Consider the following 17,412-nt stretch of genomic DNA (forward strand, 5'->3'; position numbering starts at 1 on the left):
TGTTATGTTGCTGGATTATCTAGACACCGAGTATGTGTTTATGTCACTCAGTTTGGTTGCTGCCACCTGTTTGCTGGCGATGTGCTGCCATGAGTATCAAATCATGAGGCAGTCCGAGCGGGAGCTGGAAGAGGATCTTAAGAATCCGCCGAAGCCGATCTATCAGCATGACTTGAAGGCGTTTAAGCAAAAAAGGGAAGGTACCAAGAAGTAGCGTCAATGTATGGACCTAAGCAGGATTGATAATTTCTGATGACGATAGAGACGACCAAACGTATTACCGGCATAGGTAGGGGAGTGTCATGATAAAGGCTGTTTCGATAACCAAATTTAGCGTCCCGGTTCTGGCTGTGCTGATGCTGGGCCTTGTGAGTGCGTCTGTTATGGCAGGCTACCTGGTGCAGGGCAATAACTACACCGAGCGCTTTGGAGGCACGGTTATCGAAGGCAAGGGTAAATTCGATATCAATGCCTGGGGTTATACCTCCGCCTTTGCTAAACGCTTTGCGATGCCGGATCGCTGGCTGGAGCCGGAGCTATCGGGGGTGGAGGGGATCGCCTTTCGTACCGAGGTTTACGCTTATGAACCCTGGCGCCCCGCCGAGTGTCTGTTTGAACTCTACCTCAAGCAGGAGGCGGAGATTCCCTGGGTGGTGGGCGCTAACGAGTCCGGTCGACGCTATATCTACCCCCATTCACCTGAGCCCATTGCACAGCTGAATCTGCTTCGCGAGGACGATAGGCAATGGGCTAAGCGCGAGCTGGGTATCGCTGAAACCGACACCGCCGGTCGCCACCAGCTGAATTGGGTGGCGGGCGATCGTGCGGTCCCGTTGCGGGTGCGCAACTACCAGCGATCCATCGGCAAGGGGCTGGATCGCCTGCAGCTGATGTTCGACTGCCAACAGATGCCGGACAGCGCTGGCGCGCTGGTGTTGGGGAGCTACCGTATCGCTCTTACCGAAAGCTACCTCGAGAGAGTGCGCTTCTACCATCAAGCCCGCCGTGATGAACCCTTTTACCTGACTCGGGACAAAGTGATCGATATCCCCTCATCGGTATACCAGTGGGTCTACACTCGCAATTTTGCCGAGCGCTTTGGGCTTCCGGAGCGGTGGATCGACGAGGATCTGCAAGGGGTAGAGGCGGTGGTGTATTACCGGCTCAATACCGGTGGTAAAAGCCTTATCACCAGAAAGTCATTTTTTATTCAGGGTACTCCCTATATCGATTTTATTTTTAGCAAGAAGCAGGTTGCCGTATCCTTTCCAACCACTCGGGGGGCAATAGGCCCAGCCAGACACTTGGGCTCATACCGTTACCTGTATGAAACGGACAAATCTATGTACGTTGAAAAGAGCTGGCTAAAGGATAGGACCAATATCAGCTATAGCTCTACCAAACTAAAAAGTGGTAGGCCTGTACAGGTCGGCGGGATTTTTATCTACTGGTTTGACCGAAATATCTTGGGCGACTATGCGTTGATGCGCGGAATTACCCATATGGATCCACCTCAGGAGACAACCCTGCTTAAGGTTTATACGACTGGCCGAGGGCCCTTAATAGCGCTAGATGGCCAACACTACAACATTGACCATGAGTTCTATATCCCGGGTCAGTTTACCCGCCGACTGCCTGAGTATTTAAAGCAACGAGAGATTCCTGATATGCCCCTCATCTATGGTGCTCCATTGGAATCTTTAACCAAACAATAGCGAATTCAAAAATCCAGTAACTGTTTCCAGGGAGGGAGAGGTTATGACCAGTTTAATCAGTGATCTGATGTTTTTAAGCGTCGATGTGTATAACCGGCAAAGGTAGGGGAGTGTCATGATAAAGGCTGTTTCGATAACCAAATTGAGCGTCCCTGTACTGGCTATTCTGATGCTGGGCTTTGTGAGTGCGTCTGTTATGGCAGGATATCTCGTAAAAGGAGATAGTTACGAGGAGCGCTTTGGAGGCACGGTTATCGAAGGAAAGGGTAAATTCGATATCAATGCCTGGGGTTATACCTCCGCCTTTGCTAAACGCTTTGCGATGCCGGATCGCTGGCTGGAGCCGGAGCTATCGGGGGTGGAGGGGATCGCCTTTCGAACCGAAGTCTACGCTTACGAACCCTGGCGTCCCGCCGAGTGTCTGTTTGAACTCTACCTCAAGCAGGAGACGGAGATTCCCTGGGTGGTGGGCGTTAACGAGTCCGGTCGACGCTATATCTACCCCCATTCACCTGAGCCCATTGCGCAGCTGAATCTGCTTCGTGAGGAGGACAGGCAATGGGCTAAGCGCGAGCTGGGTATCGCTGAAACCGACACCGCCGGTCGCCACCAACTGAATTGGGTGGCGGGCGATCGTGCGGTCCCGCTGCGGGTGCGCAACTACCAGCGCTCCATCGGCAAGGGGCTGGATCGCCTGCAGCTGATGTTCGACTGCCAGCAGATGCCGGACAGCGCTGGCGCGCTGGTGTTGGGGAGCTACCGTATCGCTCTTACCGAAAGCTACCTCGAGAGAGTGCGCTTCTACCACCAGGCGCGCCGTGATGAACCCTTTTACCTGACTCGGGACAAAGTGATCGATATCCCCTCATCGGTATATCAGTGGGTTTACACCCGCGATTTTGCCGAGCGTTTTGGCTTGCCGGAGCAGTGGATCGACGAGGATCTGCAGGGAGTAGAGGCGGTGGTGTATTACTGGAGGGGCCTTGAGGGTGCTACTTTTTTGCGACATCCCAACTTCCTTGTAGCTGGCAGGCCGAGGATAGATTTTATCTTTACCAAGGCCCAGGCCAGAAAAGCGTTTCCTGAGCCCCGTTCTGCCGGCGGTCCTAGCAAACACAGGGGGTCATTCCAGTTTCTTTATGAGAAGGACAAGAATCTAATTCCTAATCCTGTGCTGAAGGCTGGGGGAAGCAGCATTAGCTATCGATCATCCACCCAAGGGGGAGGAATACCTCTTCTTTGGTTTGATCGTGATTTGTTGGGTGGCTATACGCTACTGAAAGGTTCTAATCATGTCACATTGCCTAAAAAGAATAGTGTTTTTCACATCTACACAGTTGGGCGTGGTGAGCTGGTAGCGCGGGACCATAATCCCTATAGCATCGATCATAAATTTTATGTTCCCGGTAGATTTCTTAGGCGAACTAGTAATTACCATAAACATAGGGCAATACCCGATATGGAAAGAATCTACCGAAATCCTATAGAAACTATCACTAAGATTCGGTAGGAAACTGTAAGAATAATCTGTTGTTAATATTTCAGCTGTCCAAGGATGGACCAATTATGACCAGTATGATTTCTGAATTAATGCTATTAAGTGTTGATGTTTACAATCCCAAGGATATTAATGATAACTCGGTTGAAGCACCTTTAGGTTGGGACTTTATTCCCAATGTTGGTGTCGATAATTCCGGGCGAATGTATCATCAGGACAGTGGCTTCTATGCGTATGCTTTGACTCGGTCCGGTCCTGATGGTCCTGAAGCGGTGATCGCCTTCAGGGGAACTGACCAGATTTTGGGGTCGGGTACCGATATGGGGGTCGATTGGGAGCTTTCTGTTAGCAACGGTTATCATCCCCAGTTTGAACAGGCTCTGCAATTTACCCTCGATGTGTTTATGGAACTGGCCCAATCAGCGGGTAGGTCTCCGTTAGTCTATGTTACGGGACATTCCTTGGGCGGCGCACTTGCTCAGATTGTAAGCAGCGTTTTCGCTTTGCCTGGTTACACTTTTGACGCCCCCGGTGCATTATCACTTTCACAAGAATTATCATTTATCGAGGGGTTATTCCCATGGTTCAATGATAATGCACAAATTCTTAACCTTTTTTCAGCATTCACCCCAGAATTCAACAACCCCGGCGACCTCGTCAATATCTCGATTATTGGCAGCGCCATCTCCGCCGCGAGCGGCGATGTAATCGGCAGCCATTATGACCTGCTCAGTGATGAGGGATCCTCATTGGTCGGTTCAGTAGCGGAAGGGCTGGCGCAAGTAACCGGCGGTGCGGCTGGTTTGCTCGGATTGGCTGCGGTCGCCGTGGCACTGGCTCCGGCATCTACATTGGCTGTTGCGGGAGTTCTGGGTATTGATACGGTACTCAAACACAGCTCCGAAGCGATACGTAATCTGGTTGTAGGCCTGGACCAGCAGGGTCAGCTAATACCCCGGTTAGTGGAGAGCACCCACTTTCCCAACGGAATAGAGGGGTATCAGCCACCGTCTGATGGGGTGATCGGCATGCTAAAGGATGTGCTAGGAACCATCGGACAGTGGTTTACCCAGCAACTTTCACAGCAGGACGCAGTGGCGCTGTTGAACCAGTTGGATGAAACGAATTCAGGGCGAATTGGTGCTCTGGCGACACAGTATGACGTGTCGATCGATCATCTTCGTATGGCGACCCAAACAATCACCGAGAGCGAGTGGTCCGAAACACTCACCCCGTTCGCGGGTTACCACGGGGAGTTGCTTGTTACGCTGGAGCGCGCGACTGAAACAACTGGCCAACTGCTGGACCTGGAGATGCCTGGAGTCACCGCCGATGGTCACTTTACTGAACTCGCCATCGTTGGCGCCGCCAGTCTTGATTGGTCGCAAGAGGGTTATCGCATAAAGAGCGAACTGGGTAAGGATGAAGTGGCGGTTACTTTCCGCTCGGTCACTCCATTGGCGCTAGGCGGGGAATACACCACAGGGATAAACCTCGTTTACAGCCTCTATGGCCGCTCGGGTGAAAATGTCGAAGGTGAACAGACAATTTTTGCAGAAAGTTCAGCGTCGCCGTGGCATCAGCTTCCCGAGATTGATACCAGCATTGAAATTAGTGAGGACAACCCCCGAGACCTGATGGGGGATGACGCCAACAACCGACTCACCGGTGACCTCGCCGAAAACACCCTGCTGGGTTTGAGGGGAGATGATGAGCTTCTGGGCGAAGGTGGGCGGGACACCCTTATTGGTGGCTACGGGAACGATCTCCTGCAGGGAGGGGTTGGCCGGGATCTGCTGATAGGAGGCGATGGGGACGATCGCCTGATTGCGGGTTCGTTAGACAGCCTAAAAGGTGGGCAGAGTATTGATCCCGATGATCTCACGCTGGGTGACTTTCTTTCCGGCCAACAGGGTGACGATCTTCTGTTCGGAAGTGGGTACCGCGACTTTCTCGGCGGAGGCGCTGGGGATGATCTTCTCTATGGCGGTGAAGGCACCGATTACCTGATGGGGGATGGCGACTGGACGCTTGGGAATCCCGATTGGACCGTTAACGAACAACCCGGCAAGGTGAACATTGTCGGGGATATTCAATGGTCAGCTACCGCAGTGGTCGGTGGGGATGACGTTATTTGGGGCGGTGGCGGGAATGATTTTGCCTGGGGTGGTGACGGCGACGATCTGCTCTATGGCGAGGCTGGAAACGATGTTTTGATGGGGGAAGCCGGTGACGATACCTTGCTGGGAGGGATAGGTGACGATCGTTTGCTCGGTGAGGCGGGTGATGACCTTGTCGTTGGGGGGGAGGGTTTGAACCAACTCAATGGCGATGCACCCAACCTCGCGCTGGAGGAGCATGGCGATGATCTGGTTATAGGCGGGAACGATCGCGATTTGATCTGGGGCGATGGCGGCAACGATCGGCTCTATGGAAACGGAGGCGACGACCAGATCCAGGGAGACAATGCCCTTGGGGCTAGCGGCAACGACTATCTCTCCGGTGGGGCTGGGTCAGATTACCTGTTGGGGCAATTGGGAAATGATGAGCTACATGGCGATGAAGGCGACGATGCGCTAGTGGGGGGTGACGGGAATGACCGCCTTTACGGGGGTAAGGATGATGATGAACTTGAAGGTGGCGCCGGTGATGACTATCTGGAGGGGGGTAGCGGCCACGATTGGTTGATCGGTGGTGCGGGGTTTGATGTCCTGGTGGGTGGTAGTGGCCAGGATGAGCTTTCGGATACACGGGGTGGAGGGTTACTGGTCGGTGAGGGTGGCTACGATACCTACGATGTGAGATCGGGTCAGGACGCGGTTAGTATCATGGACCTTGAGGAGAATCGCCTAAAATTCGGCGACCTGAGCTACGCCCAGGGGATGAACCGGATCTCTTTGTCGCAGGGGTCGCTGCTGATCTCCATCGATGGCCGGCCGATCGCTCACCTTGCCAACTTCGACCCCAACGACGTCTATGCCGGTAGCGGTATTACCGACGTTGAGTTCAGCGACGGAACCACCATCAACTATCTGCAGCTGTTACAACTGGGTATTACCAGCGATGGCACCAGTGCCGACGATACCCTGTGGGGCACTAACGCCTTCGATCGTATGAATGGCTACGCTGGCAACGATACCCTTTATGGGTTAGAGGGTGACGACATTCTTGATGGGGGCACGGGCTCCGATCATATGGTCGGTATGACAGGTGACGACACCTATCGGGTCGATAATTTAGATGATCGTGTTGCAGAGGAGTTGGGTGAGGGTGTCGATACGGTGGAAGCCTCCATCGACTACCAGCTTACCGATCATGTCGAGCATCTGCGCCTGCTTGAAGGCGTTATCAGGGGCAGCGGGAACGCACTCGATAATATCCTGATGGGTAATCATCTTGATAATCAGCTTTATGGTGGTGCCGGTAATGACAGCCTGGTTGGCGACCAGGGTGACGACCTGCTCGACGGCGGCGCTGGCGCTGATACGTTAGCCGGTGGGGTGGGTAACGACACCTATATCGTCGATGATGCGGGCGATAGTACCCACGATGTAATGGGTGGTGGCGATGACCGAATTATGGCGACAGCGGATCATCACATGGGCAGCCATATCGAACAGCTCTCGATGTTGGGTAGCGAGTCCTTGTCGGCCTGGGGCAACGGGCAGGATAACGACATCGAAGGCAACAGTGGTGACAACAGTCTCAATGGAGGGGCGGGCAACGATCAGCTCTTCGGTGGTGCGGGTAACGATCTGCTGGACGGCGGTGCAGGCGTTGATCGCCTGGTGGGCGGCGAGGGAGACGATCGCTATCGAATAACCGACGCTCTTGACGCTGTCATTGAGCAGGTCGATGGCGGGACTGACCGAGCGGAAGTATTCGTAGAGGGCTACCGCCTGGATGCTAACCTGGAACAGCTGGAGCTGGCAGATGGGGTCTATCACGGAGTAGGCAACGAACTCGATAATCTACTGATTGGCAACGCCCTCGGTAATACCCTCGATGGCGGCCTCGGTGGGGACCTGATGCTCGGCGGTGAAGGGAATGACATCTATAGCGTAGATAATGCGGACGACCAGGTTGTCGAGCTGTTCGGCGAGGGCCAACAGGACTCGGTAATTACGACCGTCGACTATCAACTGGCAGAGAATGTGGAGAATCTTCGTGTGGCCTCTGCGGGCGGGACGAACGCAGTGGGAAACAGCCTTGCCAACCGTATCGAGGGTCATAGTGGCGATGACTCGCTGGCCGGCGGTGGGGGAAATGATCAGCTGTTTGGTTATTCGGGTAACGACCAACTCGATGGTGGCAGCGGCGACGATCTGCTCGATGGTGGTCTCGGCGTAGATCAGATGCATGGCGGCAGTGGTGACGACCGGTACAGAGTAGACAATACCCTTGACCAGGCTATTGAAGCACCGGGTGAAGGCCTTGACCGTGTCGTTGCCTCGGTGAGTTATCAACTGTCGGCAGGCATTGAGGAACTCGAACTGGTGGGGTGGAGCCCCCTGGATGGTGTCGGTAATGAGTTGAATAATCTACTGATCGGCAACGCCTACCAAAATCACCTGCAAGGATTGGCCGGGGACGATCTATTGGTCAGCAACGGCGGAGCCGATCTGCTGGAGGGCGGGGCGGGCAATGACACCTATCGGGTGCAGGGTGAGGGAGTAATCCTCCTGGAGCAACCAGACGCGGGCTACGATGAGGTGCTAAGCGAAGGAGGTCTGGTGCTGGCGGATCATGTCGAAGCGCTACGACTGGTCGGCAGCGGAGACGCTAACGGCACGGGAAATTCAGCAAACAATATGCTCAGTGGAAATGATGACCGCAATCGCCTTGAAGGCCTAGCCGGTGATGACGTTTTGAACGGCCACAGCGGCGACGACCACCTGTTAGGGGGTACTGGGGACGACCGTTTATTCGGAGGTGAAGATCCCGAGGTTGTGGAGCGGGGCGATGGTGACGAAGGGGAAGAGGGCGAGCACTGGGAGAATGAATCCTCGCAAAACCCGCCACCCCGGCAGGCCTGGAGTAACAGTGATCTGCTGGATGGCGGCGAGGGCAATGATTACCTCGATGGTGGCTCCGGTGATGATCTTTTGCTGGGTGGGTCTGGTGATGACCATCTGTTTGGTGGCGACGACGGCGGAACACTGATCAACAGCGGTGGTTCGGGTCTTGAATGGAACCCTGAATGGGACAACTGGGGCAACGAGGCTTCTGATTGGGGCGGGAGCGAAGAGGAGGCGGTATTAAGCAATAACGATCAGCTTTTTGGCGGCGCAGGGAATGACCTGCTGCAGGGTGGCAGTGGTGATGACCGGTTAGACGGTGGAGCGGGCATTGATAGCTTGTACGGCGGTGAAGGACTCGACCACCTGGATGGAGGCGATGGTATCGATCTGCTGGCCGGTGGTGATGGTGATGACACTTATATTGTTGATGGTTACCGGGTAGAACGGGTGGAGTGGGTGCAGGCTGGGGAAGATGTCAGGTTGTCGCTCAGACTCGATTGCACAACCAATTTATCTTTAACCCATGAGTGGAGTGAGAAGCCATGGAGCACAAAGGGCAACGAAGGGCTCGGTAACGGGTGGGATGCCCCGCCGCCGGGCCACGATCTGAATCAGAATGATGGCTATCCCCACTCACCGGGTAACCCGGGTGCGCGCAATAACCCAAGCCGAGGTGATGTTACCAAGAGTCAATCGCACCTTGCCGATGATCGTTGTGATGTTAATGGGAGTGAGTTTCGTAGAAGCGAACATAATGGAACCAAAAATGATATGTCATCGTTTTTTGAGTGGGCTGCAAAGTCTGGTAACCAGACTGTCACTAAGCACGACTTGGGGTATTACGATGCGCCAACACTAATACCCGTGACCCAGGAGGAGTGGGTGAGTGACTCGGTATGGGAGGAGATCGACTCCGGGTATGACCGGGTGTTTGCGTCGGTCAGTTTTGAGCTGCCAGAACATGTAGAGACCCTGACGCTGACGGGAAATGGCAATATTGATGCTACCGGCAATAGGCTTGCCAACTCGCTATGGGGTAATAGCGGCAATAATCTGATCGACGGTGGTACAGGCTCCGATGAAATGATGGGCGGTCTGGGTGACGACCGCTATCGCGTAGAAGATACGGGAGATCGTGTGGTCGAGCTGTCCGACGAGGGCACAGATTGGGTGGAAACGAGCATCGATTATACCCTGGCAAATCAGGTAGAGAATCTCCAGCTGCTGGGGGAGCATAACCTTGTCGGAGTCGGCAATGAGTTATCAAACCAACTGATCGGAAACGACGGGGATAACCGTTTGCAGGGAGGGACGGGTGATGACTACTTGCAGGGCGGACTCGGTGACGACCATCTGCAGGGCGGTACCGGAGATGACGTTTACCGCTATGGGTTGGGTGATGGGTTTGATCAGATCACCGATGAGCAAGGCCATAACCGAATTCTGTTTGGCGGTGCCATTAATGCGAACCAGGTGGTAGCGCGCCGAGATGACGCGACGGGTGATTTAACACTCCAAATTACCAACACCGCAGGTGTCGATTACCTCGGTCAGGGGTTGTGGATGAACGCGGCCAGCGCGGCATCGCTGGATGTGATCGAATTCGCAGATGGTACCCAGGCTAGCTGGAACGAGTTAAAAGCACAGGGTGTTACCCTGCGCGGAGGTAATGGTAAAGACCGTTTGCTGGGGACACGCGGTGACGATCGCCTTGAGGGTGGGCGCGGAAAAGACTGGCTGTATGGTGGTATTGGCTACGACAGGCTTATGGGAGGAGACGGTGATGATCTGTTGATAGGCGCCGAGGGTGATGACCTCCTGCGCGGTGGCACCGGAACGGACCAGCTCATCGGTGGTTGCGGCGATGACCTGCTCGAAGGTGGGGTTGGTGATGACCAGCTTGTGGGTGGCGCAGGAGACGACAGCTATCAGTTTAATCCGGGCTTTGGCCAGGACGTTCTCTATGAGATTGGGGGCGCAGACGGTGGGCATGATCGTGTGGTGTTTAGCCAAGGGATCGATCATAGCGCACTGCGCTTCGCCAATGAGGATGGTGATCTTTTGATCTCAATTCTTGAACAGCCGGACCAGTTATTGGTAAAGGGCTGGTATGACGGTGACGCTCAACCGGGAATGTTGGTTGAGCGTTTCGAAACCTCAGATGGGCGGAGCCTGCAGCATACACAGGTAGAGCAACTGGTGCATGCGATGGCCGCTATGGGGGGCACCGAGGGTGTTGGTAATCTGTTGCCGGGGTCGACAACGCCAGACCTGAGTGCAGAGATTGCTGCCGCATGGCAGGACTCTTCAGTAGCGTAAACTCAGAGTTGGCTGTTAACGTGGTTTAGTTTTTTTGAACCCTGCCCAAACGCGACTGCAGCACCACACCTGCAAGAATAAATACCAGCCCCACATAGGTGGCGGGATGAATGGTTTCGCCAACGAAGGTGGCGATAAAGTAGAGCGACAGGAAGGGGGAGAGGAAGATCAGGTTGCTGATCTTGGCGGTGTTGGTGGCGGCTTTCATCGCGCTGAGCCAGAGCACAAAGGCGAAGCCCATCTCGAATACGCCGACATAGACCGCACCGGCCAGCCCCCGCCAGTCACTTACCACTACGCTAGAGAAAATCAGGGTAGTGACGAGGATAAAGGGAAGGCTGAAACAGAAACACAGCAACAGACTCACCACTGGATCCTGGGAGTTTTTGGCGTTGAGTATCCAATAGAGCGCCCAGATGACGGTGCTGACCAGTGCCAGTGTCACCCCCAGCGGGCTATCGAACTGTAGGGCCAGCAGGTCTCCCCGGGTGGCGATCACCACCACGCCCAGATAGCTGATGACGCAGGCCAGGATCTCCCAGCGCGTTATTTTTTGCCCCAGTAGTGGAATAGAGAGCAGTGCCAGGGTAATGCCCCAGGTGTAGTTAAGGGGTTGCGCCTGCTGTGCCGGTAGCAGGTCGTAGGCCTGAAAGAGAATCAGGTAGTAGGCGAAGGGGTTGAGGATGCCGAGCGGCAGGAAGCGTCGGTAGTCGGTTTTCGCCAGTGGCATTATAAGTGAGAGTTTATTCTGTACTGCAAGAATGCCCAGCATCACAAAAATAGAACTGATGCAGGAGTAGAGCAGCAGCTGCAGTGTGTCGAGGTAGCGCAGGCTCAGTTTGAACGCCGTCGCCACGGTGGACCAGAGCAGGACAGCACCGATACCGTAGAGGTATGCCTGGCGTTGGGAGGGCATTAATACACCTTGTTGCGTCGATAAGTTTAAAACCATCGTATCGCAGTGCTTGATAGCGGGCGAGCATTTGTAGAGCGAGAGTCTTCGGCAAGATGGGAATGGGCCTCCGCCTTCGCGGAGGCGACGGAGGGGAAGAGTGCGGGGGATGAGGGGAGGAGTGCCGATTGTGCAGGAGCACAACTATCGGCCCGTACATCCTGTACAAAGCGCTACCGCCGTCCATGGCTCTCGCGCTATACGACCCACAGGGACGTGGGGAGTGCCGATTGTGCAGGAGCACAACTATCGGCCCGTACATCCTGTACATAAAAAGGGGCGCCGGAGCGCCCAATGGATAGGATCTGTAACCTGGTTTCTCTGGTTGTTGTAGCCCTCCCTGTGGTTGCTTAAGTTGTGGTTAGCGGCGGCTGGCTACTGACTCTCCCTTGCGGTCGACGCTCAGGGTGATGCTGACGCGACGATCAAGTGCCTGGATGTCGGGGTTGCCGCTGGCCAGGCTGGAGAGCTGCTTGCCGTGTGCACGACTTTGGATGCGAGCGGGCTCGATCCCCTCGTTGATGAGGTAATCCTCGACGCTGTTGGTGCGTTGCAGGGACAGCGAGTGGTTGTAAGCGTCATCGCCACGTTCGTCGGCGTAACCGTCCAGGGCAATACTCACTGCCGGATTTGTTTTCAAAAATTGCACCAGCTCAGCCAGACGCTGCCGTGTTACGTCGGGAATCTCTGTAGCGGCGGTCTGGAACATTACCTCCAGCTGCAAGCCTTCAAACTTGAGGCGTTTTTCATAGGAGGCATTGGCGACCTCAAGGGATTGCTTTTGACGTTGGGTGGAGGCGAGCTGCTGTTGCAGTTGCTGGATGCGGCGGTTTGCTTCACTTAATAGGGTTTGTTTGCTTTCCAGTTGCTCCGCTTCGTTCACTTTTTCTCCCAGGGTGTGGCCGAGACCTGCTCCGATTACGGCACCAAAAGGACCGGCGACCATTGCGCCGACCAAAACACCGCTACCGATACCCATCAGGCCCTCGCGGCTGGTTTCTTCGGCCATGGCGGCGGGGGGTAGGGTGGCGGTCATTAGCAGGCTGCTGAGTACGATGGCTTTTTTCATGATTATTCCCCTTGCTTTGGTTAGCCCTTGTGGGCTGCTGTTGATTAAGTACAGGGTCATTAAAACAACCCAATAGGGCGTGCTGATGGCACAATTCGGGCAAGATAGGGAAAGATTGTGATCAAAAATGGCATCTATACTGGAGAGGCTAACCTGACAACGGGAGCCTGATCATGGTTGCCACACGTATTACTCCGGCAAATGAGGTGCAAATTCTGCTTCGCGCCAACCAGTCTGCGAGCTGGCGGCTCAATCTGTGGGTTTGGGGTCTTGTGAGCTGTGCGGGTCTAGTGATTGCACTGGGGTTCAGCTGGGTGGGCGCACCCCTGGTGCTGCCGTTTGTGGGGGCTGAGGTGTTGGTGTTGATGGTTGCCTTCTACTCGGCGAGTCGCGCCAGCACACGGCAGCAGTTGATCCGCTTCGGCCACTCCCAACTGTTGGTGGAGAAGGGGCACGGTCGCCGTGAGGAGGTGACCGACCTGCCTCGGCAGTGGGCGAGGGTCAGGGTTGAGCAGGGCCGTTACCCGCTAGGTACGGATCGCCTCTATCTGTGTGCCATGGATAAACGTACCCCGGTGGGTGAGTTTTTGAACCAGCAGGAGGTCGAACTCCTGCAGGAGCGATTGCGCCAGCAGGGGCTAAGGATCGAGGTTCAGGGGTGCAGATCGCATTATTGACTCTGGAGTTTCAACTGCCGGGCTGTGGTTCCTTGAAGGAGAAACGCCGGCGCATTAGCGGTCTGCGGGATCGATTTGGCAAGAGTCCGCAGCTCGCGATCGCTGAATCAGCTTGGGCAGACAGTCATCAGCGCTCGCAGTGGACAGTATTAGCAATGGCCGCAACCCGAGGGCAGGTGATGCAACAGTTGGAGCAGTTGTTGGCAAGCGTACTTGAGCTGGACGCGGTGCTCTGTGAACAGCGGGTAGAGTGGCTGTAGATCCTTGGGAAAGGCCCCCCCAGGGGCGCGCCTAGCTCGACAGCTCGCGATGGTGGTCCAGCTCCAGCAGCAGATCGGTTAGCGCCTGTTGGTAGCCTTGGGTATCGCTCCATAGCCCCCTTTGTATCGCTTCGAGCAGTCGCTCCCCCATCTCTTGCAACGCGTTGGGGTTGTATTGTTGCAGGAACTCGCGGTTTTCGGTGTCGAGCAATAGGGTGTCGGTGACATTGGCGTATTGGTAGTCGTCGATCAGGTCGGTGGTGGCATCGTAGGCGAACAGGTAATCGACGGTGGCCGCCATCTCAAATCCGCCCTTGTAGCCGTGCTGGCGCATGGCGTTGATCCATTTGGGGTTAAGCACTCGTGACCGGATCACCCGATTTAGCTCCTCGTTGAGGGTGCGGGTGACCGGAGCTGCCGGGTTGGAATGGTCGCTGTGGTAGATCGCGGGCGCGTTGTCGGCCAACACGCGCACGGCGTTGCCCATGCCGCCCTGAAACTGGTAGTAGTCGTCGGAATCGAGCAGGTCGTGCTCGCGGTTATCCTGATTGTGGACCACCGCTTCCAGTGTTGAGAGGCGGTGCTCGAAAGCACCGAAGGCGTCGGTGCCCTCATCGGTCTGGCCGTAGGCGTACCCCCCCCAGTTAATGTAGGCGCGGGCCAGGTCATCGGCGCTGTCCCAGCAGCGCTCGTCGATGAGGCCTTGCAGACCGGCACCGTAAGCTCCGGGTTTGGAGCCAAATACCCGCCAGCGACTCTGTTGTTGCGCCTGCTCGGGCGTCAGGCCCTGTTGGCGCAGCATCGCTGCTTCTGCCTGGGCTTGCTGGCGAATTGGGTTGTCGTCACCGGATTCCTCATGCTCCGCCAGTGCCTGCACGGCGGCATCGAACAGGCGAATCACATTGGGGAAGGCGTCGCGGAAAAAACCGGATATGCGCAGGGTCACGTCAATTCGGGGCCGCCCCAGATGGAACGCCGGTATGATTTCAAAGCCAATCAAACGGTTGGAGCCGGTTGCCCAGCGTGGGCGCACGCCCATCAAAGCCATCGCCTGGGCGATATCGTCACCCCCGGTGCGCATGGTCGCGGTGCCCCACACCGATAGACCGATACTGCGGGGGTACTCACCGTGGTCCTGCAGGTGGCGCATCAGCAGTTGCTGGGCACTCAGCTGGGCCAGCTCCCAGGCCGCCGGCGTCGGAATGGCGCGGCTGTCTACCGAATAGAAATTACGCCCGGTGGGCAGTACATCCAGACGGCCTCGACTGGGGGCACCGCTGGGTCCCGGTGGTACAAAACGGCCACCGAGGGCGGCGATAAAGTTGGCTAGCTCGTTGGCTGGGCTGCCATCGAAGGCAGGCAGGATCCGGGTCTGGATATGGTCGAACAGCTGTCGGGTGCGCGGCAGACCTTCGTCATCCAGTTGTTTAAGGGGGGCGGCGGGCGTATCGAAATGGCGCTCTACCAATCCCAGTGCCAACAACTCCAGACGCTCCCGAGTGTCGGCTTCGGAGCGCCAGGGAGCGTCGCTCACGCGTTGCAGTAGAGCGGGTCTGAGACCGCTCCACAGGGTGGCAGCTTGTGGGTTGAGCGGGGAGAAGTCGGCGTTGTTTTCCTCCGGTCCCCGGTTCGAAAACAGGCCAAGGTCCTCGGCAAGCGTGCAGAGAATGCTTTGCTCCTCGGCGCTGTCCCCACGGGGTAGTCGAGTCAATGCGACCAGGGTTTCGCTGCGTTGAAGCCCCTCGGTGGCGGCGCCAAACAGGTGTAGGCCGTTGCGAATCTGGGCCTCTTTTAGATCGCACAGGTAGGCGTCGAGTTCGTTAAGGATCTGCTCTTCGGAAACAGGCTGTGGGTTATCCCGTTGACGCTGGGACAGCTCGCCGCTACAGGGCAGTTCGTCGAGCAGATGGGTGCTGCGTAAGCGAGAGAGTATTTTTTTTCGCAAATGTCGCTCGCGGGCTCCGTCGACGCCCATCGCCTGATAGAGTTCATCGACCAGCAGTTCGAGTTGGGCCATCTCGCCATAGATTTCGGCTCGTGCCAAAGGTGGCATCAGGTGATCGATGATCACCGCCTGCGCCCGGCGTTTAGCCTGTGCTCCCTCGCCGGGGTCGTTGACGATAAAGGGGTAGAGGTGGGGCAGGGGGCCGATGGCGATATCGGGCCAGCAGGCGGACGACAGCGCCGAGCCCTTACCCGGTAGCCACTCCAGGTTACCGTGTTTGCCGATATGGGCGATGGCGTCGATGCCGTAGTCATGACGCAACCAAAAATAGAAGGCAAGGTAGGCGTGGGGGGGGACCAGATCGGGGTCGTGATAGTTGGCGGCGATATCGATCTGGTAGCCCCGGGCGGGCTGGATGCCGACGAAGGTGTCGCCGAGGCGAATGCCCGCCACCATTATGCGCCCTTCACGGAACCTGGGATCCTGCTGCGGTGCGCCCCAGCGCTCGGCTACCGCGCTCTGGCAGCTTTCGGGAAGTTGGCTGAAATAGCGTTGGTAGTCGGCCAGCGCAAGGCTCTGCTGGCAGGGCCGTGCAGCGAGGTGTGCACTGTCATTGGTGACCCATTGCAGCAGGGTTTCAACCAGCGCGGTTCCATCGGCGGGTATATCCTGCACCGGATAGCCGCTGCCCTGCATGGCATGGAGGATGTTGAGAGTTGAGTTGGGTGTGTCGAGCCCTACGCCGTTACCGATACGACCCTCTTTGGTCGGGTAGTTCGCCAGTATCAATGCGATACGCTTATCGGCGTTGGCCTTGCTGGCAAGGGATGCCCAGCGTCGTGCCAGCTCCACCACAAAGCGTGCTCGTTCAGGGTGAAGTCGATAACGCACCGGGTCGATCTGGCAGCGCGTATTGCGGGGAGCGGTCTCCTTGAAACTGATGGCGCGGGTGATGATGCGGCCATCCATCTCCGGTAACGAGATGTTCATTGCGATATCGGTGGGGCGCAGGCCCTGGCTATGTTGCTGCCAATCCTGCTGACTGTTGCCCGCCATGATCGCCTGCAACACCGGTGCCGGGCTCTCTATCCTGGGGGTGGCATCTGAGGGTTGAGAGCTGAGGGATGCGTTGCCCTGGCTATGAATGGAAAATCCGGTGGTGTTAATGATGACCGCTACCCTTGCCTGCGCGCAAAGTCGATTAACGACCTCGAGGCACTCAGGCTCTTTGAGTGAGGTGATAGCGATCGGTAATGGATTCAGTTGATGGGAGGAGAGCTCGTTAACAAGTTCATCGAAGGCTTCCGTATTGCCGCTTTGGATGTGGGAGCGATAGAAAATAAGCAGTGCTACCGGGTAATCCGGGTGCCACTGCTGTTGCCACTCCTGTAGCGTCGGGTTGGGCTGGGTGGGGTGGTAGATAAGGCTGCGTGGAAGGGTTCGTGGCGGATTCCATTTCAGGGGCAGGGAGAAGTATTCGGCCCCCAGCAGGGCGTACAGGTTGTTGCTGTTGGCGCGTCCGCCTTCGCGCAGGAAGCGCCATATACTGTGGTAGTGGATGGAGGAAACCGTTGAGATTCGTTCCAGCTCAGGGTCCTCCTGGTCGTCGCCGGGGACCGCGATCAGTATTAGCTTGCCGGCACAGGCCTGCGCCTCCAACTGGCCCAGCAGGTAATCCCAGTAGCCACGGCCACCCAGCACGGAGACGACCACCACCCGGGCATGGTCGATAACCCGGTGGGCGTAAAGATCATAGGCTGCGGGCTTGGAGAGATAGCTGAGGTTGGCCAGTCGTAGCTCGGGAAAACTGTCAGGCAGCTGTTGGGCCGCATCGGCCAGCAGCGCAAGGGAGCTATCCTGGGCGGAGAGGATAACCAGCTCGGCAGGGTCTTGCTGCAGGTCGATGATCCCCTCTTCGTCAGAAAACCCACCGGGTTTGGCAGCCAACAGGTGCAT

9 protein-coding genes are annotated in these 17,412 nt (G+C 56.4%); 6 read left to right on the forward strand and 3 right to left on the reverse strand.

The window, feature by feature from the left end; all coding sequences use genetic code 11:
• Window positions 1-4 precede the first annotated feature (4 nt).
• From ACP3PW_RS11785 to ACP3PW_RS11800, 4 genes are all read left to right on the forward strand, one after another.
• Entirely contained in the window at window positions 5-214 is a 210-nt protein-coding gene (locus tag ACP3PW_RS11785) for a hypothetical protein (RefSeq protein WP_426416894.1), read from the forward strand.
• Between the two features lie 88 nt (window positions 215-302).
• Complete coding sequence (locus tag ACP3PW_RS11790) at window positions 303-1,715, forward strand: hypothetical protein (protein ID WP_426416895.1); 1,413 nt, start codon at window positions 303-305, stop codon at window positions 1,713-1,715.
• 115 nt (window positions 1,716-1,830) lie between these two features.
• Window positions 1,831-3,225, forward strand: coding sequence for a hypothetical protein (locus ACP3PW_RS11795; RefSeq protein WP_426416896.1), 1,395 nt, complete (start codon window positions 1,831-1,833; stop codon window positions 3,223-3,225).
• A gap of 56 nt (window positions 3,226-3,281) precedes the next feature.
• The gene (locus tag ACP3PW_RS11800; protein ID WP_426416897.1) at window positions 3,282-10,553 is read left to right on the forward strand and encodes a lipase family protein; all 7,272 of its coding nucleotides are present in this window, start codon (window positions 3,282-3,284) and stop codon (window positions 10,551-10,553) included.
• A gap of 25 nt (window positions 10,554-10,578) precedes the next feature.
• On the opposite strand, the gene ACP3PW_RS11805 is transcribed toward ACP3PW_RS11800, so the two are convergent.
• On the reverse strand, window positions 10,579-11,469 hold the full coding sequence (locus ACP3PW_RS11805) for a DMT family transporter (protein ID WP_426416898.1): 891 nt from the start codon (window positions 11,467-11,469) through the stop codon (window positions 10,579-10,581).
• 397 nt (window positions 11,470-11,866) lie between these two features.
• Window positions 11,867-12,574, reverse strand: a complete 708-nt coding sequence (pdsO, locus tag ACP3PW_RS11810) for a sortase-associated OmpA-like protein PdsO (RefSeq protein WP_426416899.1) — start codon at window positions 12,572-12,574, stop codon at window positions 11,867-11,869.
• A 173-nt stretch (window positions 12,575-12,747) separates the two neighbouring features.
• Here pdsO and ACP3PW_RS11815 point away from each other — a divergent pair, with 173 nt between their 5' ends.
• Window positions 12,748-13,251, forward strand: coding sequence for a DUF2244 domain-containing protein (locus ACP3PW_RS11815; RefSeq protein ID WP_426416900.1), 504 nt, complete (start codon window positions 12,748-12,750; stop codon window positions 13,249-13,251).
• Complete coding sequence (locus tag ACP3PW_RS11820) at window positions 13,233-13,511, forward strand: DUF503 domain-containing protein (RefSeq protein WP_426416901.1); 279 nt, start codon at window positions 13,233-13,235, stop codon at window positions 13,509-13,511. The genes ACP3PW_RS11815 and ACP3PW_RS11820 overlap by 19 nt, the downstream gene beginning before the upstream one ends.
• Before the next feature lie 31 nt (window positions 13,512-13,542).
• Here the strand turns inward: ACP3PW_RS11820 and cobN are convergent, their stop codons facing one another.
• Entirely contained in the window at window positions 13,543-17,412 is a 3,870-nt protein-coding gene (cobN, locus tag ACP3PW_RS11825) for a cobaltochelatase subunit CobN (RefSeq protein WP_426416902.1), read from the reverse strand.

Origin of the sequence: Aestuariirhabdus sp. LZHN29 (genome assembly GCF_049985285.1) — a bacterium.
Lineage (GTDB): Bacteria > Pseudomonadota > Gammaproteobacteria > Pseudomonadales > Aestuariirhabdaceae > Aestuariirhabdus.

What these genes read in the sequence shown, in the direction of transcription:
- ACP3PW_RS11805 (WP_426416898.1), bottom strand. Translation starts at nt 11,469, where the DNA reads ATGCCCTCCCAACGCCAGGCATACCTCTACGGTATCGGTGCTGTCCTG.
- ACP3PW_RS11785 (WP_426416894.1), top strand. Translation starts at nt 5, where the DNA reads ATGTTGCTGGATTATCTAGACACCGAGTATGTGTTTATGTCACTCAGT.
- ACP3PW_RS11815 (WP_426416900.1), top strand. Translation starts at nt 12,748, where the DNA reads ATGGTTGCCACACGTATTACTCCGGCAAATGAGGTGCAAATTCTGCTT.
- ACP3PW_RS11800 (WP_426416897.1), top strand. Translation starts at nt 3,282, where the DNA reads ATGACCAGTATGATTTCTGAATTAATGCTATTAAGTGTTGATGTTTAC.
- pdsO (WP_426416899.1), bottom strand. Translation starts at nt 12,574, where the DNA reads ATGAAAAAAGCCATCGTACTCAGCAGCCTGCTAATGACCGCCACCCTA.
- ACP3PW_RS11790 (WP_426416895.1), top strand. Translation starts at nt 303, where the DNA reads ATGATAAAGGCTGTTTCGATAACCAAATTTAGCGTCCCGGTTCTGGCT.
- ACP3PW_RS11795 (WP_426416896.1), top strand. Translation starts at nt 1,831, where the DNA reads ATGATAAAGGCTGTTTCGATAACCAAATTGAGCGTCCCTGTACTGGCT.
- cobN (WP_426416902.1), bottom strand. Translation starts at nt 17,412, where the DNA reads ATGCACCTGTTGGCTGCCAAACCCGGTGGGTTTTCTGACGAAGAGGGG.